The organism is Streptomyces seoulensis (genome assembly GCF_004328625.1).
Taxonomy (GTDB): Bacteria; Actinomycetota; Actinomycetes; order Streptomycetales; family Streptomycetaceae; genus Streptomyces; species Streptomyces seoulensis.
Genome location: NZ_CP032229.1, coordinates 3,140,561 through 3,161,619, shown reverse-complemented (window position 1 = coordinate 3,161,619; position 21,059 = coordinate 3,140,561). Strand labels below are relative to the sequence as shown.

Here is a 21,059-nt window from a genome sequence, read left to right as displayed (position 1 = left end):
CCGTCGCCGGGCCTCAGGAGCGTCTCCGTCCACAGGCACTGCCCCTAGACTGTGGGCGGCCAAGGACGGGGGCCAGCCCCAGCGACACCGAGAGACCGAAGCGACAGGCGTCCCTGTCAGCTCGTGGAAAGGCCGGACGTGAACAAGCCCCTGCGCCGCATCGCGCTCTTCTGCGGACTGCTCGTCCTGGCCCTGCTGATCCGCGACAACTGGCTCCAGTACGTCAAGGCCGACGAGCTGCGCACCGCGACCGACAACCGCCGCGTCTCCATCGAGCGCTACGCCTCCCCGCGCGGCGACATCATCGTGGACGGGGAGCCGATAACCGGTTCCGTCGAGACCAAGGCCGGCGACTTCAAGTACAAGCGCACATACAAGAACGGGGCCATGTGGGCGCCCGTGACCGGCTTCTCCTCCCAGGCGTTCGGCAGCACCCAGCTCGAGAAGATCAACGACGGCATCCTCACCGGCAACGACGACCGGCTGTTCTTCCGCAACACCCTGGACATGCTGACCGGCAAGCCCAAGCAGGGCGGCAACGTGGTCACCACGCTCAACTCCGCCGCGCAGAAGGCCGCGTACTCCGGGCTGAAGAACCAGGGCGGCAAGGGCGCGGTCGTCGCGCTGGAGCCCTCCACCGGCAAGATCCTCGCGCTGGCCTCGTACCCCTCGTACGACCCGTCGTCCTTCGCGGGTTCCCGTGACGGCGACGCGGAGGCGTGGTCGAAGCTGCAGAAGAAGAGCGACTCCTCCGACCCGACGCTCAACCGGGCGCTGCGCGAGACCTACCCGCCCGGCTCCACCTTCAAGGTGGTCACCGCCGCCGCGGCGCTGGAGAACGGCAAGTACTCCTCGGCCGACCAGAAGACCGACAGCCCGCTGCCCTGGGTGATGCCCGGCACGCAGACCGAGCTGAAGAACGAGGGCAACATCCCCTGCAAGGACGCGACGATGCGGGTCGCGCTCCAGTACTCCTGCAACACCGTCTTCGGCAAGATCGGCGCCGACCTCGGCAACGAGAAGATGCTGGACGAGGCCAAGAAGTTCGGCTTCGACGAGGAGCAGTTCACGCCGACCCGCGCCAACGCCTCCGTGTTCTCCAAGGACATGAACGACTCGCAGACGGCTCTGTCCTCCATCGGCCAGTTCAACACCGCCGCCACCCCGCTCCAGATGGCCATGGTCGCCTCCGCGGTCGCCAACGACGGCAAGCTGATGAAGCCGTACATGGTCGACTCGCTCCAGTCCTCCAACCTGGACCCGGTGGAGAAGAGCGAGCCGCAGGAGCTGAGCCGGCCGCTGTCGCCGGGCAACGCGCAGATCCTGCAGTCGATGATGGAGACGGTCGTCAAGGACGGCACCGGCAAGAACGCGCAGATCGACGGCGTCACGGTGGGCGGCAAGACGGGTACCGCGCAGCACGGTGTGAAGAACAGCGAGAACCCCTACGCGTGGTTCCTCTCCTACGCCAAGCTGCCCGACCACAGCTCCCCGGTGGCCGTGGCCGTGGTCATCGAGGACGACAACGCGGTGCGCGACGACATCTCCGGTGGCGGCCTCGCCGCCCCGATCGCGAAGGGCGTCATGCAGGCGGTCATCAACTCCAAGAAGTGAACCCGCTCACGTGGCCTTCACATCGGCGCACGTTGCGGTACCGGTCCGGTATCGGGTTACCGGCTTGGCCAGGTCACACAGAGCGAGCCGGGTACGGTAGGCCCGGACGGAAGCTCCGGCCGCGCACACCCGTGCCGGGCGGGACCGACGGAGAGGGCTGGTAAGTAGCTATGGAAGAGCCGCGTCGCCTAGGCGGCCGGTACGAGCTGGGCCACGTACTCGGCCGTGGTGGCATGGCAGAGGTCTACCTCGCGCATGACACCCGCCTCGGCCGCACCGTGGCGGTGAAGACGCTGCGCGCGGACCTCGCGCGTGATCCGTCCTTCCAGGCCCGGTTCCGCCGGGAGGCCCAGTCTGCCGCCTCGCTCAACCATCCCGCGATCGTCGCGGTCTACGACACGGGCGAGGACTACATCGACGGGGTCTCGATCCCGTACATCGTGATGGAGTACGTCGACGGCTCCACGCTCCGTGAGCTGCTGCACTCCGGGCGCAAGCTGCTGCCCGAGCGGTCGATGGAGATGACCATCGGCATCCTCCAGGGTCTGGAGTACGCCCACCGCAGCGGCATCGTCCACCGGGACATCAAGCCGGCCAACGTCATGCTGACCCGCAACGGCCAGGTCAAGGTGATGGACTTCGGCATCGCCCGCGCCATGGGCGACTCCGGGATGACGATGACGCAGACCGCGGCCGTGATCGGCACCGCCCAGTACCTCTCCCCGGAGCAGGCCAAGGGCGAGCAGGTCGACGCCCGGTCCGACCTGTACTCCACGGGCTGCCTGCTCTACGAGCTGCTGACCGTCCGTCCGCCGTTCGTCGGCGACTCCCCGGTGGCCGTGGCCTACCAGCACGTGCGCGAGGAGCCGCAGCCGCCGAGCGTGTTCGATCCCGAGATCACGCCGGAGATGGACGCGATCGTCCTCAAGGCGCTGACCAAGGACCCGAACTACCGCTACCAGTCGGCCGACGAGATGCGCGCCGACATTGAGGCGTGCCTCGACGGCCAGCCCGTCGGCGCGACGGCGGCCATGAGCGCGGTCGGCTACGGCTACGCGGACGACCAGGCGACCACCGCGCTGCGGCAGGAGCCGGCCGGGGCGACCACGATGCTCCCGCCGATGAACCCGGACGACGGCGGCTACGGCTACGACGACCGGCCCGACCGGCGGCGCCAGCAGAAGAAGAACAGCAACAACACCTCGACGATCCTGCTCGCGGTCGCGGCCGCGCTGGTGCTGGTCGGCGCGGTGCTCATCGGCATGTGGATGTTCCCCGGCAAGAGCGAGAAGCCCTTCCCGGCGCCGAACTTCGCGGGCAACTCGGTCGAGGACGCCCGGAAGATGGCGGAGGCGTCGGATCTGAAGCTGGGTGACATCACGCGCAAGCCGTGTGAGAACCAGCCCAAGAACAAGATCTGTTCGCAGACCCCGACGGCCGGCTCGGACGTCAAGAAGAACGACACCATCGACCTCGTCGTCTCCACGGGCGCGCCCAAGGTGACGATCCCGAGTGTCATCGGCCTCTCCTTCGACGAGGCGCGGGAGAAGCTGGAAGGCGACGACTACCAGCTCACGGTGAAGAAGGAGACGCGCGTCTCCAGCGACACCCCCGACAACGTCCTCGACCAGGACCCCACCGGCGGCAATCAGGTGCAGAAGGGGTCCACGATCACCCTGACGGTCGCCAAGGCCGAGGAGAAGGTCACCATCCCGGACGTCAAGGGCAAGTCCTGCGACGAGGCCAAGGCCGCCCTCTCCGACGCGGGTCTCACCCCGACCTGCAACGACCAGCCCGTGGCCGACCCGGCCCAGAACGGCAAGGTCCAGGGCACCAACCCGGAGATCGGCCGCCAGGTCAAGAAGGGCACCCCGGTCTCCATCAGCGTCGGCAAGAACGACGCCCCGGAACAGGTCCAGATCCCGGACGTCACCAAGCAGGCCCTGAAGGACGCCCGCAACACCCTCCAGGGCCTCGGCCTCCAGGTCAACGCCCAGGGTCCCGGCGCCGGCGACGAGAACTCCACCGTCGTCCAGCAGAACCCTCCCCCGGGCCCGGCCAACAAGGGCGACACCATCACCCTCATCACCGTCAGCCAGGGCAACAACGGCGGCGGCCTCGGCGGAATCTTCGGCGGCCAAAACGGCTGACCCCGTCCACTCCGTCCAACGGACAGCCCCGGCACCCACAGTGCCGGGGCTGTCCCGTTTTCCGATCGTGCCCTCATATGCCCGCAGGTCGTTGACAGGGCATGATCGACGAATCCGTAGTCCTGGAATCCCGGACGCTCGCACCAGCGTGCTGGACCGCACCGAGGTACTGGACCGGGTGAAGACCCTCTCCCTGCTTCCGGACGGCCTGCACGTGACGACGGCGATGGTGGCGACCTACTTCGGGGTCACCGTCGAGGCTGTGCGTCAGCTGGCCCGACGGCACCGTGAAGAACTGGCGGCTCACGGCATGACTGTCCTGCGCGGCGCTGACCTGCGGAAATTCGAGAGTGACAACGTGTCACTCTCGTTGGGGAGTTATCCACAGGCCCGTCGGAGCCTCACGGTCTACTCCCGCCGAGCCGTCCTCAACATCGCCATGCTGCTGCGCGACAGCGAGGTCGCCCGGCAGGTGCGTGCCTACCTTCTCGATGTGGAGCAGGCGTCCCGTGCCCAGCTCGACGGTCCCGCGCTGGACGACCGGATCGACCAGCGGATCACACACGTCCTCGGCAGGACGGTCGTGCCGATGTTCAACGCGCTGATCGAGACCTCGGGCGAGCACCAGCGGGAGCTGGTGGCGATGCGGGACGGGGTGTGGCGGATCGAGCGGCGGTTGCGGACGCATCACGCGTTGCGGCGGCTGGAGAGCCGTCGGGGGTGATCAGCCGAGTTCCGCCGGAGGGGTTCGCTCGGCGTCTACCTTTTCTGTGCGGACCAGTTCGGCCCAGACGATGTAGCGGTAGCGGCTGGTGTAGACCGGGGTGCAGGTGGTCAGGGTGATGTAGTGGCCCGGCTTGGTCTTGCCGGACTCCTCCGGGACCTGGGCGAGGACGTCGACGTTGTACTTCGAGGTCTCGGGGAGGATCGAGTAGACCTTGTAGACGTACCACTTGTCCTTGGTCTCGAAGACGACCGGATCGCCCTCGTGCACCTTGTCGATGTTGTGGAACTTGGCGCCGTGGCCGTCGCGGTGGGCGGCGAGGGTGAAGTTGCCCTTCTTGCCGGTCATCGGGAGCGCGGCCTTGGCCGGGTCGGTGTAGTAGCCGGCCACGCCCTCGTCGAGGACGTCGGTGGAGGTGCCCTTCTCCACGAGTACCGCGCCGTTGCGCATCGCCGGGACGTGCAGGAAGCCGATGCCGTCCTTGGTGTCCAGCGCGCCGGGACCGGTCGCGGAGTTCGCCCAGTGGTCGCGGACCTTGTCCGCCTGCCGGTCGGCGTGCCGGTCGGCGACGACGTTGGTCCACCACAGCGAGTAGACGACGAACAGCCCGAGCACCACCCCGGCCGTGATGAGGAGTTCCCCGAGGAAGCTGACCGCCCGCGCGACGGGCCCCTGCCCCCGCGGCGGACCCCCGCCCGTGCCGGACGCGGCCGTGTGCTCTTCGGTGCCGTCGGCGGTCGCTGCCACAGATCCCCTGCCCATGTTCGGCTCTTCTGCTGGTGAGACGGACCGCCGCTACTGGATGAGCGCGTCCGGCTTGCCCTTGCTGCGCGGGCGTTCCTCGACCATCTTGCCCCAGACGATCAGCCGGTACTTGCTGGTGAACTCGGGCGTGCAGGTGGTGAGGGTGATGTACCGACCCGCACGGGTGAACCCCGACCCCGGCGGCACCGGATTCAGCACGCTGGTGTTGGACGGCGGAGTCACCGGCAGCATCGACGCGACCTTGTACACGAAGTACTCGTCCTGCGTCTCCACCACGACCGCGTCCCCCGCCACCAGCCGGTTGATGTAACGGAAAGGCTCCCCATGGGTGTTGCGGTGCGCCGCGAGCCCGAAGTTGCCGGTCTTGTCGTACGGCATCGCCGTCTTCAGCGGCGCTTCCCCGTAGTGCCCGACCATCCCCTTGTCGAGCACCTTCTTGTTGCTGACGCCCTCCGCGATCGGCGCGACCACGTCCAGCTTGGGGATGTGCAGGATGGCGAACCCCTGCCCCGGCTCGAACACCCCGGGCGCCCGCTTGCCGTTGGCCCAGTCGTCCTGGAGCTGGCTGGTCTCGCTGCCGGCCTGCGCGTGCGCGCGGACATTGGTCCACCAGAGCTGGTAGGTGACGAACAGCAGCATGACCACGCCGGTGGTGATGAAGAGTTCGCCCACCGCCCGGCTCACCATGACGGCCGCCCCCGGCTTGCGCGCCCGCGCCTGCCGGCGGGCCTCGACCCGCGACAGCGGCCGCGCCGGGCCGTCCGTGGACGCCGGCGCCCCCTCGGGTCCCCCGCCACGCCGCCCGCCGCCCCGCTTGGCGGCCTTCCTGCGGGCCGCGCGCCCGCCGGTGGCTCCGCCGATGCCCGCCGCGCCCGCGGAGGCGCTCAGCGAGCCGTACGCGCCCTCCGGCGCGCCGGGCATCCGGAGCGCCATCGTCCGGTCTTCCAGGGGGAGTTCGGGGCGCTGATCCTCGTACTCGCCGTACTGGTCCACGGCAGGCATCCGCGCCGTCCCCGGATCGCCCGCGCCCACGAACGCCGGACCGTAGGACCCGTACGGCACCCCGCCGTACGCGTCCTCGCGTTCCGGGCGCGGGGTGGTCACGCCGTGGCCCTGCCCACCACCGGGGCGAGCCCCGCCGACCTCGCCACCGCGTCCCGGTCGCCGCACTCGGCGAGCCAGTTGGCCAGCATCCGGTGGCCGTGCTCGGTCAGCACCGACTCGGGGTGGAACTGCACGCCCTCGACCGGGAGTTCACGGTGGCGCAGCCCCATGATGATGCCGTCCTCGGTACGGGCGGTGACCTCCAGCTCGGCCGGCACGGTGGCCGGCTCGGCGGCCAGCGAGTGGTACCGGGTGGCGATGAACGGCGTCGGCAGGCCCGCGAAGACGCCCCGCCCCTCGTGGATCACCGGCGAGGTCTTGCCGTGCAGCAGCTCGGGCGCCCGGTCCACCACCCCGCCGTAGGCGACCTGCATCGACTGCATGCCGAGGCAGACCCCGAAGACCGGGACGCCGGTCGCGGCGCAGTGCCGGACCATGTCCACGCAGACCCCGGCCTCCTCGGGCGTACCCGGTCCGGGCGAGAGGAGGACGCCGTCGAACCCGTCCTGGGCGTGCGCGGTGGTCACCTCGTCGTTGCGCAGCACCTCGCACTCGGCACCGAGCTGGTAGAGGTACTGGACGAGGTTGAAGACGAAGCTGTCGTAGTTGTCGACGACGAGAATCCGGGCGCTGCTCACTGGTTGTCCACCGTCACATCGTTGAAGGGCAGCAGTGGTTCCGCCCACGGGAACACGTACTGGAACAGGACGTAGACCGCGGCCAGGACGAGCACGAGGGAGATCAGTGCCCTCACCAACGCGTTGCCCGGCAGATGCCGCCAGATCCAGCCGTACATGCCGTCCCTTCCGTTCCTCCACGGCCCCTGACTCACGCCGTACGGCACCAGACTAACGGCGCCGGGTCCGTCACCGGCGTGCCTGGAGCACACCTGGACTTACGGGGCCCAGGGCCGATCACCTCAATGACGGGCGGAACGGTTTCGCACCGCGAACAAGCGGTCGGCGGGTGAGACGCGGCCGCCTCGGGCGCTGTTACTTCACGGGCGTCGCGTAGTGCAGGTCGACGGTGCCGGTGTAGCCGGGCAGCGTGACGGTGCCCTCGTCGGCGACGTCCCAGCCGAGGCCGTACACGTTGACGTACACCATGTAGTTCTGGATCGCCTTGCTCGCGGCCAGCGCCTGCTTCAGCCGCTCCGGGTCGCCCACAGCGGTGATCTTGTACGGGGGCGAGTAGACGCGGCCCTGGAGGATCAGGGTGTTGCCGACGCAGCGGACCGCGCTGGTGGAGATCAGCCGCTGGTCCATGACCTTGATGCCCTGGGCACCTCCGTGCCACAGCGCGTTGACGACCGCCTGGAGGTCCTGCTGGTGGATGACGAGGTAGTCGGGCTGCGGCGGGGGATAGCCGGGGAGCTTGGCGGTGGCGTTGGGCGGGGCGTCGTTGAGGGTGACGGTGACCGCCTTGCCGGTGAGCCGCTCGGTGCCCGCGCTCTTCTCCAGCCCGCCGAGGCGTTGGTCCTGGGCGCGGGTGCTGCCGTCGTCGCCCTCGGCGAGCGACTCGACGCTGTGCCGCAGTGTGGCGTTGGACTCGTCCAGGCCCTGGTTCTTCCTGCTGCGCTCCTGGATGAGGTCCGACAGCTTCAGCAGCGAGGTGTCCGTGCGCAGGTCGGTGCCCTTGGCGGTGTTGAAGCTGGTGACGAAGATGAGGCCGGCCAGCGCGAAGACGCCGGCGGTGAGAATCCGCACCGGCCGGAAACGCGGACGGCGCCCCGGGCCGGAACCCATTGCTCCCGTCCCCCGGGAGTCGGCAGAATTGCTCAACGTACCCTTATCTCCTTCGGCGCCGCGGAAGCACTACGCTAACGGACGTCCGGGGGAGCACTCGGTGTGCCCTTGCCGACCCCTTGTACGCTGCCCCGAGCTCGACCCAGACACCTGCGCGGTCACGCAGCGCATCGACAGGAGAGACCTTCGTGCCGAAGTCACGTATCCGCAAGAAGGCCGATTACACGCCGCCGCCGGTCAAGCAGGCGCAGGCCATCAAGCTCACCAACAGCGCCTGGGTCGCGCCCGTCATGCTGGCGATGTTCCTCATCGGCCTGGCGTGGATCGTGGTGTTCTACGTGACCGACGGCTCGCTGCCGATCGACAGCCTGGACAACTGGAACATCGTCGTCGGCTTCGGCTTCATCGCGGCGGGCTTCGGCGTCTCCACCCAGTGGAAGTGACCGGCTCATAGCCCACCGGACCCGGTTCCGGCGACCTCTGCCCACGACCCTCCCCTGAGTTATCCACAGGCCAACGAAATATCCACACCCCCCTGGGGAAAAGGAATACGATCTGTGGATAACTAATCCCCGGTTGACGCCGGAAACACCATCCGACGACCGGCGCTCCACGTAATGCCCCCTGTCTGACCTGCGGATTCTCATCCGAGCGACAGGGGGCACGGTTGTTCCCGCACAGTGTGCACAAGATCGGGCACAGACTGTGGACAACAGTTGGGGCTCAGGTGAGCTGGAGGGTTCTCACCAGGGTGAGTACAGCCACCACCAGGAGCACCAGCGCACAGGCCCCGTACTGGATCAGCGCCCGTCGTTCGCGCGGGGCGTGGATCATCGCGTACCCCACCACGACACCGGCGACGAGGCCGCCGATGTGCGCCTGCCAGGCGATGCCCGGCACCCCGAACGTGATGATCAGGTTGACCACCAACAGCACGATGACCGGCCGCATGTCGTACCGCAGGCGGCGCAGCAGGACGGCGGTGGCGCCGAACAGGCCGAAGATCGCACCGGAGGCACCCAGCGAGGGCTGGTTGGGCGCGGCCAGCAGATAGGTCAGCGCGCCGCCGGCCAGGCCGCACACCAGATACAGCGTGAGGTAGCGGGCGCGGCCGAGGGCGCCTTCCAGCGGGCCGCCGATCCACCATAGGCTGAGCATGTTGAACAGGATGTGCACATACCCGCCGTGCAGGAACATCGAGGTCAGCAGGCGGTACCACTGGCCCTCGGCGACGCCCTGGATACCGGTGAGGTGGGGTGCGTAGGCGCGGCCGATCAGGTCGAACTGGTTGGTGAAGACGTCGCCCAGGGAGAGCTTCACCAGGAAGAGGGCCAGGTTCAGCCCGATGAGGACCTTGGTGACCAGCCGGGGGTCGCGGGTGAGGGTGCCGCCCGCGAGGGTGCGGGGGCGGTTGTCGGCGGGGGCGGACGCGGCGCCGCCCGAGCCGGACGCGGAGGCACCGCCGCGCACACAGTCGGGGCACTGGAAACCGACAGAGGCGTCGACCATGCACTCGGGGCAGATCGGCCGGTCGCAGCGGGTGCAGCGCACGCCGGTCTCGCGGTCCGGGTGCCGGTAGCAGACGGGCACGCTGCGGGCGCCCGGGACGTCGGCCGCTGCCTGGTCCATGAGATCCCCTTCGTCCCTCGCGCCGTGCGCCGTCACTCCGGGGGCGCGGCACCGCCCCCGCCCATCCTTACGGACGAGCGGGGCATTTGGTTCCCCGCGCCGGATTCCCCGGTCGCGGGTCAGCCTTCGGTCTTCTCCACCACGACGGACTCGATCACCACGTCCTCCAGGGGGCGGTCGTTGCGGCCGGTGGGAACGGCGGCGATGGCGTCGACGACCTTCTGGCCGGCCGGGTCGGCGACCTCGCCGAAGATGGTGTGCTTGCGGTTCAGCCAGGTGGTCGGGGAGACCGTGATGAAGAACTGCGAGCCGTTGGTGCCCGGCCCGGCGTTGGCCATGGCGAGCAGATAGGGCTTGTTGAAGGACAGGTCGGGGTGGAACTCGTCCGGGAACTGATAGCCGGGGCCGCCGATGCCGGTGCCGAGCGGGTCACCGCCCTGGAGCATGAAGCCGCTGATCACCCGGTGGAAGGTGGTGCCGTCGTAGAGCCGGTCCGTGCTCTCGACGCCGGTTCCCGGGTGCTTCCAGGAGCGCTCGCCCTGGGCCAGTTCGACGAAGTTCCTGACCGTGGCCGGCGCGTGGTTCGGGAACAGCCTGATCTTGATGTCGCCGTGGTTGGTCTTCAGGGTGGCGTACAGCTGCTCGGCCACGGTCTGCCTTCCGTTGTCTTTCCGTTCGCCCCTGATCCTCGCACGCTCGCGGCGGCCCGGAACCGGGCGGGTGACGGCGAGTTCGGCCCGTATCGGCGGCGCCCGGCGGTGAATCGTGGCAGGGTCGTGAGCGGCGCCGGTCGCCCGGAATTTCACCGCTTCGCCAGAGATCGGCACCCGTATGCCCGTCCACACATGCTGTGTGGACCACTGACAGGCATGATCCGTAACAGGGTGGACAGTCGAAATACCGTACCGCCACCGAGGAGGAGGTTCCCGTGACCCGCATCGACAGCGTGCGCACCGCGACCGGTTCGGCCAAGGACAGCGTGCTGCACGCAGCGGACGTGGTGGCGCCTTATGCCGACACGGCCAAGGAGCGTGCCGCTCATTACACGCAGGAGGCACGTGTACGGCTGGCGCCCGTGGTCTCGCAGGCGGCCGACCAGGCCCGCCTTCAGTACGACGCCAAGCTCGCCCCGCAGGTGGAGCGAGCGCTCTCCCACGTACCGCCGAAGGTCGATCAGGCAGCGCAGGACGCCGCCAAGCTGACCCGCAAGGCCGCCAAGCAGGCGGCCGAATACTCCCGCCCCAGGATCGAGCACGCCGTGGCCGCCGCCACCCCGGTGTACGACGAGGCCGCCGCGCGCAGCGCTGCCGCCCTGGTCGCGCTGCGAGGCAATGTGTCGGCCAAGGAGATCAAGAAGCTGGCCAGCCGCAACGAGCGCCGTGGCCGCACCGGCCGCACGCTGAAGTACGTGGCCCTGGCCAGCCTGCTCGCGGGCGGCGCCTACGCCGTCTGGCAGTGGTGGGACCGCCAGGCCAACCCGGACTGGCTGGTCGAGCCCCCGGCCGCCACCGAGATGCCGGACTCGGCCCGTCTCCACTCGGTCGACGGCACCGGCACCTCCGTCCTGGACCCGGAGGTCCAGGCGAAGCAGGTCGAGGACGATGTCGAGGGCGACGAGAACCGGTGATCTGACGCCCCAAGTCATGGGCACCGCACGCTGTTTCACGTGAAACAGCGCCCGCGACGCCCCGGGCCCCCGTCCCCACGGCGGCACGACAAAACCCCCTCCGCACTGCGTTTCCGCAGCTCGGAGGGGGTTTTCGCTTGTGGAGCCTAGGGGAGTCGAACCCCTGACATCTGCCATGCAAAGACAGCGCTCTACCAACTGAGCTAAGGCCCCGGAAGGGAACGGCCGACGGGAGAACGGGCTCCTGACGGGCGTCGCAGACCAGAGTACCGGTTCACCCCCCGTATCCCGCAAAAAGATTGGGGGTCCCCGCGAATCACCCCGCTCCGTAGGATGCTCGACGTGGGTTCGCTTCAGCGAACCTCGGTTTCTGGGGAAGCGATGGGGAGACGCCATGGACGCCGCACAGCAGGAAGCCACCGCGAGAGCGCGGGAGCTCCAGCGGAACTGGTACGGGGAGCCGTTGGGGGCGCTCTTCCGTAAGCTGATCGACGATCTCGGGCTCAATCAGGCCCGGCTCGCCGCCGCGCTGGGGCTGTCGGCTCCGATGCTGTCGCAGCTCATGAGCGGCCAGCGCGCCAAGATCGGCAATCCGGCGGTGGTGCAGCGGGTGCAGCTGCTGCAGGAGCTGGCCGCGCAGGTGGCGGACGGCAGTGTGAGCGCGGCCGAGGCGACCGACCGCATGGACGAGATCAAGAAGTCCCCAGGAGGCTCGGTGCTGAGCAACACCACACAGACGACCAGCAGTTCGGGCGCGCCCACGGTGAAGCGGGTCGTGCGCGAGATCCAGTCACTGCTCCGCTCCGTCGCCGCCGCCGGAGACATCATCGACGCCGCGGACACCCTCGCCCCGACCCACCCCGAACTGGCAGAGTTCCTCCGGGTCTACGGCGCGGGCCGCACCGCCGACGCGGTCGCGCACTACCAGTCCCACCAGAGCTGACCCCCGGCCCGGTCCGGAGGGGGTCCGGCACCGGGCCCGGCCGCACGGCCGGGGCAGCGCACCAGGGGGAGGAGCTGCACGGTCATGGGTGAGGTCTTCGCGGGCCGGTACGAGCTGGCCGACCCGATCGGGCGTGGCGGTGTGGGCGCGGTATGGCGCGCCTGGGACCACCGCAGACGGCGCTATGTCGCCGCCAAGGTGCTTCAGCAGCGCGACGCCCACACCCTGCTGCGCTTCGTGCGCGAGCAGGCACTGCGCATCGATCATCCGCATGTGCTCGCGCCGGCGAGCTGGGCGGCCGACGACGACCAGGTCCTGTTCACCATGGACCTGGTGTCCGGTGGCTCCCTGGTCCACCTGATCAACGACTACGGTCCTCTTCCGCCGGTGTTCGTCTGCACCCTGCTGGACCAGTTGCTGTCCGGCCTTGGCGCCGTGCACGCCGAGGGAGTCGTGCACCGGGACATCAAGCCCGCCAACGTACTGCTGGAGGCCACCGGCACCGGCCGGCCCCGGCTGCGGCTGTCCGACTTCGGCATCGCCATGCGCTTCGGCGAGCCCCGGCTGACCGAGACCAACCTCGTGGTCGGCACGCCGGGCTATCTCGCGCCCGAGCAACTGCTGGGGGCCGAACCCGACTTCCCCGGTGACCTGTTCGCCGTGGGGCTGGTCGCCCTCTATCTGCTGGAGGGGGCCAAGCCGGACGGCAAGGAGATCGTCCGGTACTTCCTGGAACACGGGACGCCGGGCGCGCCCGCGCGGGTGCCCGAGCCGCTGTGGCAGGTCGTCGCCACCATGCTCCAGCCCGACCCCGCCGCCCGCTTCCGCACCGCCACGGGCGCCCGCAAGGCCCTGGCCGCCGCCCGCGAGCTGCTCCCCGAGCCCAGCCCCGACGACGAGCCGATCGAGATCTTCGACCAGCTCGGCCCCCTGCCCCCCGGCTTCGGCCCCGAGGGCCCGCACAAACCCGCCACCGCGGTGGACGCCCGCTGGGGAGACCGTCCCGCCGGCGCCCCGGACACCAGCGGCACGACGACGAACGCCCCGCTGCCCGGCTCCTCCCCGACAGCCGGCCTGGGCACCCGGCCCCCGGTCCTCACCGCCTCGTCGATGTCCGACACGGGCAGCTTCCATCTCCCGCCCCCGCCGCCACCCCGGCCCACGACCGACCCCCACACCGCCTCGTACACGGCGCGGGACCCCCGCACCCCCGGCCTCCCCACCGAGACCCCTCGCGCCCCCGGCCACCGCGCCCGCCCCCGCCCCGGTCCCTCCGCCAAGGTCGCGGTCCCGGTGCTGCTGCTGGCGTTGCTCTGCTACGCGGTGGGTTTCTGGGCGTTGGCCCGCGTGTGAGTCCGTAGGGCGAGGGGGTCCAGCAGCAGCGCCGCCGACCCGTGCCGAGGCCCGCCGTACCGGCACCCGCCGTGGCCTCTCGGTGCCGCGCGGCTAGGCGGTCGGCTTCCGGGCGCCGGCCGCCCTCTCCGACCGCCGGGCCAGCAGCGCCCACGCCCCCAGCCCCAGCAGCAGCGCCGTACCGGCACCGAGGCCGCCGTACGCCAGCGCTCGCATCGCCGGATCGGTGCCGCCGGTGTCCCCGCTCGCGGGCGGGCCCCAGTCCCCCGGGCTCACCGCGAGGAGGTCCGTCGGCTCGGTGCGCCCCAGGTACTTCGGGCCCGCGTGGGCCGTACCGTCCAGGCGTACCCGGAGCGTCACCCCGAAGGGCCCCGTGCCGAAGGAGTCGGCCAGGCGGTCGCTGAGGTGGAGGACCAGGTAGTAGTCGCCCGCGAACCGCACCCCGTTCTCCCCGCTCGGCACCGCGTAGCGGTTGGCGTACTCGACCGGCGGGACCGGAGCCAGGGACACCCCGTGGCGGGTTCCGGTGTAGCCGAGGGCCGCGTCGTCGACCGGGCCTCGGGCCGGGTTGAGGAGGGAGAGGGTGAGAGCTCCGCCGACATAACCGTGGCCGGTGGCGGCAGCCAGCTCCGCACTCGCGTGCACCTGGCGCCCCCAGTCGACCGGCACCTTGTAGAAGGCGGTGTCACCGGGCGCGAGGCGGGTGCGCCAGACACCCTGGCCCAGCACGCGGGCGGCGGAGAACCCCTCGCCTCCCCTTCTCTCGCGCGGGGCACCGCCGGGCGGCTGGGGCGTGGCGGAGTTCCAGGAGCGGGGCGGTGTGGTGGGGGCGGTGGCGGCGAGACCGGGTTCGGTGGCGGGGGCCAGCTCCAGGTCCCAGCGGCCGGGGTCGGAGGTCTTGGCGTCCAGCCGCTCCACCAGCAGGTAGTACACGGCGGCGCTCTGGCACAGCGACCTGCCGGTGTCCCGCTGGCCGACGGCCGTGACGGGCCGGGGGCTGAGTCCGGCGCCGAAGGACGCGGAGGAGTAGAAGCAGGGGTTGCCGTCGGCGTCCTGGAGCGAGACCCGGATGCCGTCCGTGGCGGCGACGGTCGCGCCGCGCGGGGGTACGGCGGTGACGGGGACGTAGACGTTCGCCGTGGCGTCGAGCGTGAGCCGGTAGTAGAGCCGGCCGCGCGCCGGGAGGGAGCTGCGGTAGGTGTGGCCGGGCACCAGGGTCCGCGCCCCGGCGGTGTCGGGGGAGCCCGCGAGGTTCTCGGCACCCGGCGTGAAGGCGTACCCGTCCGGGGCGGCCATCGCGGGTGTCCCGGCGAGGGCCCACACCACCGTCCCCGCGCACAGCCCCCGTACCGCGTTCCGCAACCCCCGCCGCATCAGCCGCCCCCTGCCCCTAGGTCACCGCGCCGGGGCCCATCCTGCCCGGAACCGCTTGCGCCATCAGGGTTTTCGCGCAGCCGTCCGAAACACCGAGGCTCTCCGGGACGAGGCGTACCTCAGGTTCCGGGGCCCGGCAACACAGAACCCCGGCCGCTCGAGCGACCGGGGTTCGTTCAGACCGTGGTGCCGGGGTTTCAGGAACCGGTGGGCACGGAGTCGGTGGCCTCCGTCCACAGGTCCTGCTCGGCGCGATCCGCCTGGATCTGGCGGTACACAAGGAGACCGCCGATGGCGGCCAGTGCGACCAGGAGCAGCTTCTTCACCGCGCGACCTCGTCTTTCGTTGACGTAGGGGACCTCTGGCGCCCGACTATACACACCGGCCGAGACCGATCGGTGACCTGCGCCGGGCCCCCAACTCCCGTCCTCCGGCGGCCCGGAGCCGTTGCGATCGGAGGGTGATCACACCCGCACAGAGGGTTGTGTTCCTCCCGTTAAGAGGCAGTTTCAGGGGTTTTCCACCTCCTTGCACCCATCCGAGTGGTGTTCATCTGAACATCGACGCGCCACGGGCGTCGGTCCACCACTTCGCCGCCCACATACACATCATGAGGAAAGTACGCAAATCGCCCAACCTGAAAGTGAGGGGCCATGGCCAGGAACAAGGTCATGACGTTGTGGACCGCCATCGTCACCGCCTTCCTCGCGCTGTGCACGGCGCTCGGACTCGTCACCGCGACCGCACCGGTCGCCTCGGCCCAGGCCGGGAACCCGAGTCACGGCAGCACGGAGCACAGCGCACCGGAGGCACCGGCGGCCGTCAGCCATCAGGCCCGGCCACCGGCCAGGTCCCTGCCCCCCACGATGAAGCAGCGCATCCGGGCCGAGGCCCACGGGAAGTCCCCCAACTGCCGGCACCGCTCACTGGCCGGCCGGGAAGCGGGCACCGTCGCCCCGCACCGCGTCAACGCCCCGGACCGCACCGAGACCACGCACCGGCAGGAGAGCACCGAGCAGTACGCGTCCCACCTGGACTGCTGAGCCCGCCGAGCCCCACGGCAGGCACCCAGCACCGCGGACGTCTCGACACACAGGCGACTTGCGTACCCGACCGTCGACACGGAAAGCCCCCCGGCCACCGGCCTGGGGGCCCGCACCGCGTCCGCCCCGCCCTCTCATTCCCCCAGCAGCACGGCCTGCGAGGGACACCTCTCCACGATCTCGCGCACCAGCGGATCGTCCCCGGAATCCTCCCGGCCCGGCCTGACCACGCCGTACCCCTCGACGAAGTCGAAGACCTCGGGAGCGCGGTAAGCGCACTCGGCCGAGCCGTAACAGACCTCCCGGTCCACGGACACCTTCATACGGCCTCCCCTGCTCGCGCGGCAGCCTCCGTCGGGCCCGCGCCCACGACGTGCCTGCCCCCCGGGCGCCCGGCCGAACCGGCCGTACCACCGCCCGTCCGGTACCGGTCCCTCCCCTCGTGGGGACCGGTACCGAACGGAGCGGGGGGTCTTCGTCCCGGGCCGTGCCGGTGTGCCCGGCACGGTGGGCCCGTGGATCCCATGGCGTCCCGCCACGCCGTGCGCCGCTCCTGGCGAACTTTGACCGAGAACGTTCGGCGCCCGGCGGGACCTTCTCGCGGACCGGGCAGGTGGCCGGTCCGGACGGTGTGTGACAGCTCCGCTACCGCGATGCGATCCTGCCATCTGTGGCAACCGGCGAGGAGATCCGGACCGCCCGACCAGGGCTTTCCCGCAGGTCAGCCGTATAGGGTGAGTTTTCCGGTCCGGACGCATCAGATGGGGGAAGTGAGGGGTGGGACCTTGGGTTCCGACTCAGGGGCACGCACAGCCTTCGCCGAACGCCTCGCCCTGCTGTACCGGGAAGCCGGGAATCCGCCCCTGAAAAGCGTCTCGGAGGCGGTCGTCCGCCTCCAGCGGGTGGACGAACGGGGCCGTCCGGTACGGGTCTCCGCCCAGCGCATCAGCGACTGGCGGCGGGCCAAGAACGCACCCGCCCAGTTCGCCGCCCTGGCCGCCGTCCTCCAGATCCTCATCCCCGAGGCCCGCCGCGCCAGCCCCACCCCGGTCTCCACCGGCCTGTACGACCTGGCCCAGTGGCAGCGGCTGTGGGAACGGGCCCTGGCCGACCCGGTGGGCGAACGCCCCGAGGGCCCGGCCGCCGAACCGCCTCCCGCCGAGTCCCCGGTATGCCCGTACCGGGGCCTCGCCTCCTACCGGCCGGAGGACGCCCGCTGGTTCTTCGGCCGGGAGCGGGGCACCGAGGCGCTGGTGGCCCAGCTGCGGGCCGCCGAACGCGGCGGGGGACTGGTGATGCTGGTCGGTGCCTCGGGCGCCGGTAAGTCCTCCCTCCTCAACGCCGGCCTGGTGCCCGCGCTGGAGGAGGACGGCGCGCACACGGTCCTCCAGCTCGTGCCGGGCGCCGACCCGCTGGGGGAGCTGACCCGCCTGGTCCCCGCCCTCGCTCCGCTCGCCGAGGAGGCGCGGGCCGCCGGGGAGGAGGACCGTAGCCCGGCCACCGGGGCGATACGGGAAGCGGTCACCGAGTGGGCCCACGGCCGGCGGCCCCCGGGCACCGTCACCATCCCCGGCCCCCGCTCCTCCCCCGAGTCCCCGGCACCCGCCGCCCGCAGGACGGCCCGGCCGGTGCTGATCGTGGACCAGTTCGAGGAGACCTTCACCCTCTGCGCCGGCGAGGCCGACCGCCGGGCCTTCGTCCAGTTCCTGCACGCCGCCTGCACCCCCGGCCCCTCCGGCGCCGCCCCCGTCCAGGTCGTCCTCGGCATCCGCGCCGACTTCTACGAGGAGTGCCTCGGCTACCCCGAACTCGCCGACGCCCTCCAGCACCGGCACATGGTGCTCGGCCCGCTGACCACCGCCGAACTGCGCGAGGCGGTGAACGGACCGGCGCGGGCGGTGGGGCTGGAGCTGGAGGCGGGCCTGACCGAGCTGATCGTCCGCGAGGTCAGCGCCGACGGCCCGCGCGGCGCCCATGACGCCGGCGTGCTCCCGCTGCTCTCCCACGCCCTGCTCGCCACCTGGCAGCGCCGCAGGGCCGGCCGGCTCACCGTGGCCGGGTACCGGGCGGCGGGCGGCATCCAGGGCGCGGTCGCGGCCACCGCGGAGCGTGCCTGGTCCGGGCTCGACCCGGCCGCCCGCAGCGCCGCCCGGCTGCTCCTGCTGCGCCTGGTCCGGCTCGGCGAGGACACCCAGGCCACCCGCAGGCGCGGCACCCGGCGCCAGCTGGCAGCCGAGTCCACCGACCCGGACAAGACCGAGGAGTCGCTGGAGGCGCTGGTCCGCGCCCGGCTGGTCACCCTCGACGCGGAGACCGTGGAGATCACCCACGAGGCGCTGCTGCACGCCTGGCCCCGGCTGCGGCACTGGATCGACGACAACCGGGGCGACCATCTGCTGCGCCAGCGGCTGGAGGAGGACGGCCGGGCCTGGGAGGGCTCCGAACGCGACAGCTCCCTGCTGTACCGGGGCTCCCGTCTCGAGCAGGCGCGCGACTGGGCGGAGTCGGCCGGGGACACCTACCTCACGCGGGGCGCGCTGGACTTCCTGGCCGCCTCGGTACGGCTGCGCAGGCGCACGGTGCTGATCAGCAGGGCCGCGGTGGCCGCGCTCACCGTGCTGGCGGTGCTCGCGGCGGGGGCCGCGGTGGTGGCCTGGCAGCAGCGCAACGACGCGGTGTTCGAGCAGGTCCTCGCGGAGGCCGACCGGGTCCAGCACACCGACCCCTCGCTCGCGGCGGGCCTCGACCTTGTGGCGCACCGGCTGCGCCCGGACGACGAGGGCGCCTACAGCAGGCTGATCTCGATAGTGAACGCGCCGCTCGCCACCCCGCTCACCGGTCACACCGGCGCCGTCTACCTGACCTCCTTCAGCCCCAATGGCAAGGTCCTGGCCACCGCCAGCTACGACCGCACCGTCCGTCTGTGGAACGTCGCGGACCGGGGGAGCCCCAAGCCGCTGGGCGCCCCCCTGCACGGGCACCGGTCCTGGGTGAGCAGCGCGGTGTTCAGCCCGGACGGGCACACCCTGGCCAGCGCCGGCGACGACGGCACGATCCACCTCTGGGACGTCACCGACCCCGCCCACCCCAGGTCCCTGGGGGAGCCCCTCACGGGTCACGACGGCACGATCTACCTGGTCGCCTTCAGCCCGGACGGCCGCACCCTGGCCAGCGCGGGCGAAGACCGCACCGTACGGCTGTGGAACGTGGCCGACCCGCACCGGGCGAAGCCTCTGGAGGCGCTGCGCGGGCACAGCGCGCCAGTGCGCTCGGTGGCGTTCAGCCCGGACGGGCGGACCCTCGCCTCGGCGGGCGACGACGACACCGTACGGCTGTGGGACGTGGCCGACCCCCGGCATGCCAAGGCCCGGCGCGGGGTGTTGCGGGGGCACACCGATCTGGTGCATTCAGTGGCGTTCAGCCCCAATGGCAAGGTGCTGGCCAGCGGCAGCGCGGACGACACCATCCGGCTGTGGAACATGGCCGACCCGGACCGTCCGGCCCCGCTGGGCGCGCCGCTGACCGGGCACACCGGACCGGTCTGGTCGGTGGCCTTCAGCCCGGACGGGGGCAGGCTCGCGGCGGCCAGCGCCGACTCAACGGCCAGCCTGTGGAACGTCACCGACCCCGCGTCCCCGTCCCAGGTGGGCGAGCCGCTCGCGGGGAGCAGCGGGGAGATGTACGCGCTGGGGTTCAGCCCGGACGGCCGGACCCTCGCCACCGGCAGCGGGGACGGCCGGGCCCGGCTGTGGGCGGTGCCGACCTCGGACATGACCGGGCGCGGGGCCGCGTTCCGCCGGGACGGGAAGGTGCTGGCCACGGCGGCGCGCGACGGCCGGGTCCGGCTGTGGCGGGTGACGGCGCCGGAGCGGCCGGTGGCGCTGGGCGCGCCGTTCATGCCGGCGGACGGCGGGCAGCGCACCCTGATGTTCGCCCCGGACGGCCGTACGCTCGCGGTGCTGACCGGGAACCGCTCGGTGTACCTGTGGAACGTCTCGGACCCCGCTCATCCGGTGGTCGCCGGGCCGCCGCTCAAGCTGATGACCCGCTTCATGGGCTCCGACGCGCTCGTCTTCAGCCCCGACAGCCGCGTCCTGGCCACCGCCTACGACGACCACCGTCTCCGCCTGTGGAACGTCGCCGACCCGGCCCGCCCCGCCCCCTACGGGCCGCCCCTGGCCGGGCACCGGGGGTACATCAACGCACTGGAGTTCGCCCCGGACGGCCACACCCTGGCCAGCGGCAGCGCGGACGGCACGATCCGGCTGTGGAACGTGGCCGACCCCGCCCGGCCCGCCCTGCGCGGCCGTCCGCTCACCGGCCACTCGGGCCCGGTCAACGCGCTGGAGTACAGCCCGGACGGCCACACCCTGGTCAGCGGCGGGGACGACGACACGGTCCGCCTCTGGGACGTCACCGACCCCGGCTCGGCCGCGCCCGTCGGCCACACCCTCACCGGCCACACGGAGTCGGTGACCTCACTGACCTTCAACGCCGACGGCCACACCCTGGCCAGCGGCGGCAACGACAACACCGTCCGCCTCTGGGACGTCACCGACCCCGGCTCGGCCGCGCCGATCGGCCAGTCGATGAGCCCGTACGCCAAGACGGGCAACTTCCTCGCGTTCAGCCCCGGCAGCCACGTCCTCGGCGTCTCCAGCGGCGCGGACACGGTACGGCTGTGGAGCCTGGACGCGGACGAGGCGGTACGGCACATCTGCGCGGTCACCCGGGGCGTCCTCACACCCCAGAAGTGGCACGAGTACCTCCCCCGCCTCCCCTACGACCCCCCGTGCCCCCACTGACCCACCAAGATCAGCCAACTCCCCCACCGATCAACCTCGTTGGCCCCGCAACGCCCTCAACCTTGTTACCCTTGGCCATAGCCCGATCGCTGGTGCATCCCCCGTCGCCAGCGATCGGGTCTTTTGCGCGCCCGACGCCTCGAACCCCGGCGAGCGACACCGTCCGAGAACGCCGAAGACCCC

19 protein-coding genes and 1 tRNA gene are annotated in these 21,059 nt (G+C 71.2%); 9 read left to right on the top strand and 11 right to left on the bottom strand.

What is annotated here, in order from left to right; translation table 11 throughout:
• Nucleotides 1–138: 138 nt before the first annotated feature.
• The 3 genes from D0Z67_RS14740 (at nt 139) to D0Z67_RS14730 (ending at nt 4,488) form a co-directional block, all read left to right on the top strand.
• Entirely contained in the window at nt 139–1,614 is a 1,476-nt protein-coding gene (locus tag D0Z67_RS14740) for a peptidoglycan D,D-transpeptidase FtsI family protein (RefSeq protein WP_031179050.1), read from the top strand.
• 170 nt (nt 1,615–1,784) lie between these two features.
• Entirely contained in the window at nt 1,785–3,764 is a 1,980-nt protein-coding gene (gene pknB, locus D0Z67_RS14735) for a Stk1 family PASTA domain-containing Ser/Thr kinase (RefSeq protein WP_031179051.1), read from the top strand.
• 148 nt (nt 3,765–3,912) lie between these two features.
• Nucleotides 3,913–4,488, top strand: coding sequence for a restriction endonuclease (locus D0Z67_RS14730; protein WP_234312566.1), 576 nt, complete (start codon nt 3,913–3,915; stop codon nt 4,486–4,488).
• Here the strand turns inward: D0Z67_RS14730 and D0Z67_RS14725 are convergent, their stop codons facing one another.
• The 5 genes from D0Z67_RS14725 to D0Z67_RS14705 all read right to left on the bottom strand — a co-directional run bounded on the left by D0Z67_RS14725 (nt 4,489) and on the right by D0Z67_RS14705 (nt 8,138).
• Nucleotides 4,489–5,235, bottom strand: a complete 747-nt coding sequence (locus D0Z67_RS14725; RefSeq protein ID WP_031179052.1) for a class E sortase — start codon at nt 5,233–5,235, stop codon at nt 4,489–4,491. It lies immediately after the preceding gene.
• A gap of 48 nt (nt 5,236–5,283) precedes the next feature.
• Nucleotides 5,284–6,357: a class E sortase gene (locus D0Z67_RS14720; RefSeq protein ID WP_031179053.1), complete on the bottom strand. Its 1,074-nt coding sequence runs from the start codon at nt 6,355–6,357 to the stop codon at nt 5,284–5,286.
• Nucleotides 6,354–6,995: an aminodeoxychorismate/anthranilate synthase component II gene (locus D0Z67_RS14715; RefSeq protein WP_031179054.1), complete on the bottom strand. Its 642-nt coding sequence runs from the start codon at nt 6,993–6,995 to the stop codon at nt 6,354–6,356. Before D0Z67_RS14715 ends, D0Z67_RS14720 begins: the two co-directional genes overlap by 4 nt.
• A complete protein-coding gene (locus tag D0Z67_RS14710) occupies nt 6,992–7,153 on the bottom strand; it encodes a hypothetical protein (RefSeq protein ID WP_031179055.1) in 162 nt (53 codons plus the stop codon). Before D0Z67_RS14710 ends, D0Z67_RS14715 begins: the two co-directional genes overlap by 4 nt.
• Nucleotides 7,154–7,349: 196 nt before the next feature.
• Nucleotides 7,350–8,138 carry a DUF881 domain-containing protein gene (locus D0Z67_RS14705; protein WP_031179056.1) on the bottom strand — a complete coding sequence of 263 codons (789 nt, stop codon included), beginning with the start codon at nt 8,136–8,138 and terminating at the stop codon, nt 7,350–7,352.
• A gap of 152 nt (nt 8,139–8,290) precedes the next feature.
• Between D0Z67_RS14705 and crgA the strand changes: the two genes are divergently transcribed.
• Nucleotides 8,291–8,545 carry a cell division protein CrgA gene (gene crgA / locus D0Z67_RS14700; protein ID WP_030805947.1) on the top strand — a complete coding sequence of 85 codons (255 nt, stop codon included), beginning with the start codon at nt 8,291–8,293 and terminating at the stop codon, nt 8,543–8,545.
• Between the two features lie 280 nt (nt 8,546–8,825).
• Here the strand turns inward: crgA and D0Z67_RS14695 are convergent, their stop codons facing one another.
• Together D0Z67_RS14695 and D0Z67_RS14690 are read right to left on the bottom strand one after the other, a co-directional pair.
• Nucleotides 8,826–9,731, bottom strand: coding sequence for a rhomboid family intramembrane serine protease (locus D0Z67_RS14695; protein ID WP_031179057.1), 906 nt, complete (start codon nt 9,729–9,731; stop codon nt 8,826–8,828).
• Between the two features lie 119 nt (nt 9,732–9,850).
• On the bottom strand, nt 9,851–10,381 hold the full coding sequence (locus tag D0Z67_RS14690) for a peptidylprolyl isomerase (RefSeq protein WP_031179058.1): 531 nt from the start codon (nt 10,379–10,381) through the stop codon (nt 9,851–9,853).
• A gap of 278 nt (nt 10,382–10,659) precedes the next feature.
• On the opposite strand from D0Z67_RS14690, the gene D0Z67_RS14685 reads away from it, so the two are divergent.
• Nucleotides 10,660–11,358 (top strand): DUF5324 family protein, encoded by a 699-nt coding sequence (locus D0Z67_RS14685; protein WP_031179059.1) that lies wholly within the window; start codon nt 10,660–10,662, stop codon nt 11,356–11,358.
• 140 nt (nt 11,359–11,498) lie between these two features.
• Here the strand turns inward: D0Z67_RS14685 and D0Z67_RS14680 are convergent.
• Nucleotides 11,499–11,571 (bottom strand) — tRNA-Ala (locus tag D0Z67_RS14680).
• A gap of 181 nt (nt 11,572–11,752) precedes the next feature.
• On the opposite strand from D0Z67_RS14680, the gene D0Z67_RS14675 reads away from it, so the two are divergent.
• Together D0Z67_RS14675 and D0Z67_RS14670 are read left to right on the top strand one after the other, a co-directional pair.
• A complete protein-coding gene (locus tag D0Z67_RS14675; RefSeq protein WP_031179060.1) occupies nt 11,753–12,301 on the top strand; it encodes a helix-turn-helix domain-containing protein in 549 nt (182 codons plus the stop codon).
• An 84-nt stretch (nt 12,302–12,385) separates the two neighbouring features.
• The gene (locus D0Z67_RS14670; protein ID WP_031179061.1) at nt 12,386–13,654 is read left to right on the top strand and encodes a serine/threonine-protein kinase; all 1,269 of its coding nucleotides are present in this window, start codon (nt 12,386–12,388) and stop codon (nt 13,652–13,654) included.
• A gap of 93 nt (nt 13,655–13,747) precedes the next feature.
• Here the strand turns inward: D0Z67_RS14670 and D0Z67_RS14665 are convergent, their stop codons facing one another.
• Nucleotides 13,748–15,028, bottom strand: coding sequence for a hypothetical protein (locus D0Z67_RS14665; protein ID WP_234312568.1), 1,281 nt, complete (start codon nt 15,026–15,028; stop codon nt 13,748–13,750).
• Between the two features lie 197 nt (nt 15,029–15,225).
• A complete protein-coding gene (locus D0Z67_RS14660; protein ID WP_003999697.1) occupies nt 15,226–15,354 on the bottom strand; it encodes a DLW-39 family protein in 129 nt (42 codons plus the stop codon).
• A 327-nt stretch (nt 15,355–15,681) separates the two neighbouring features.
• Between D0Z67_RS14660 and D0Z67_RS14655 the strand changes: the two genes are divergently transcribed.
• Nucleotides 15,682–16,071 carry a DUF6344 domain-containing protein gene (locus D0Z67_RS14655; RefSeq protein ID WP_031179063.1) on the top strand — a complete coding sequence of 130 codons (390 nt, stop codon included), beginning with the start codon at nt 15,682–15,684 and terminating at the stop codon, nt 16,069–16,071.
• A gap of 134 nt (nt 16,072–16,205) precedes the next feature.
• Here D0Z67_RS14655 and D0Z67_RS14650 read toward each other — a convergent pair whose 3' ends face one another.
• On the bottom strand, nt 16,206–16,394 hold the full coding sequence (locus D0Z67_RS14650; RefSeq protein ID WP_031179064.1) for a ferredoxin: 189 nt from the start codon (nt 16,392–16,394) through the stop codon (nt 16,206–16,208).
• A gap of 438 nt (nt 16,395–16,832) precedes the next feature.
• Between D0Z67_RS14650 and D0Z67_RS14645 the strand changes: the two genes are divergently transcribed.
• A complete protein-coding gene (locus tag D0Z67_RS14645; protein WP_031179065.1) occupies nt 16,833–20,876 on the top strand; it encodes an nSTAND1 domain-containing NTPase in 4,044 nt (1,347 codons plus the stop codon).
• The last annotated feature ends 183 nt before the right edge of the window (nt 20,877–21,059 follow it).

Bases quoted from the DNA above. Each gene is read 5' to 3' on its own strand.
- D0Z67_RS14675 (WP_031179060.1), top strand. From the start codon at position 11,753: ATGGACGCCGCACAGCAGGAAGCCACCGCGAGAGCGCGGGAGCTCCAG.
- D0Z67_RS14650 (WP_031179064.1), bottom strand. From the start codon at position 16,394: ATGAAGGTGTCCGTGGACCGGGAGGTCTGTTACGGCTCGGCCGAGTGC.
- D0Z67_RS14710 (WP_031179055.1), bottom strand. From the start codon at position 7,153: ATGTACGGCTGGATCTGGCGGCATCTGCCGGGCAACGCGTTGGTGAGG.
- D0Z67_RS14670 (WP_031179061.1), top strand. From the start codon at position 12,386: ATGGGTGAGGTCTTCGCGGGCCGGTACGAGCTGGCCGACCCGATCGGG.
- D0Z67_RS14645 (WP_031179065.1), top strand. From the start codon at position 16,833: ATGGGGGAAGTGAGGGGTGGGACCTTGGGTTCCGACTCAGGGGCACGC.
- D0Z67_RS14695 (WP_031179057.1), bottom strand. From the start codon at position 9,731: ATGGACCAGGCAGCGGCCGACGTCCCGGGCGCCCGCAGCGTGCCCGTC.
- D0Z67_RS14665 (WP_234312568.1), bottom strand. From the start codon at position 15,028: ATGCGGCGGGGGTTGCGGAACGCGGTACGGGGGCTGTGCGCGGGGACG.
- pknB (WP_031179051.1), top strand. From the start codon at position 1,785: ATGGAAGAGCCGCGTCGCCTAGGCGGCCGGTACGAGCTGGGCCACGTA.
- D0Z67_RS14655 (WP_031179063.1), top strand. From the start codon at position 15,682: ATGGCCAGGAACAAGGTCATGACGTTGTGGACCGCCATCGTCACCGCC.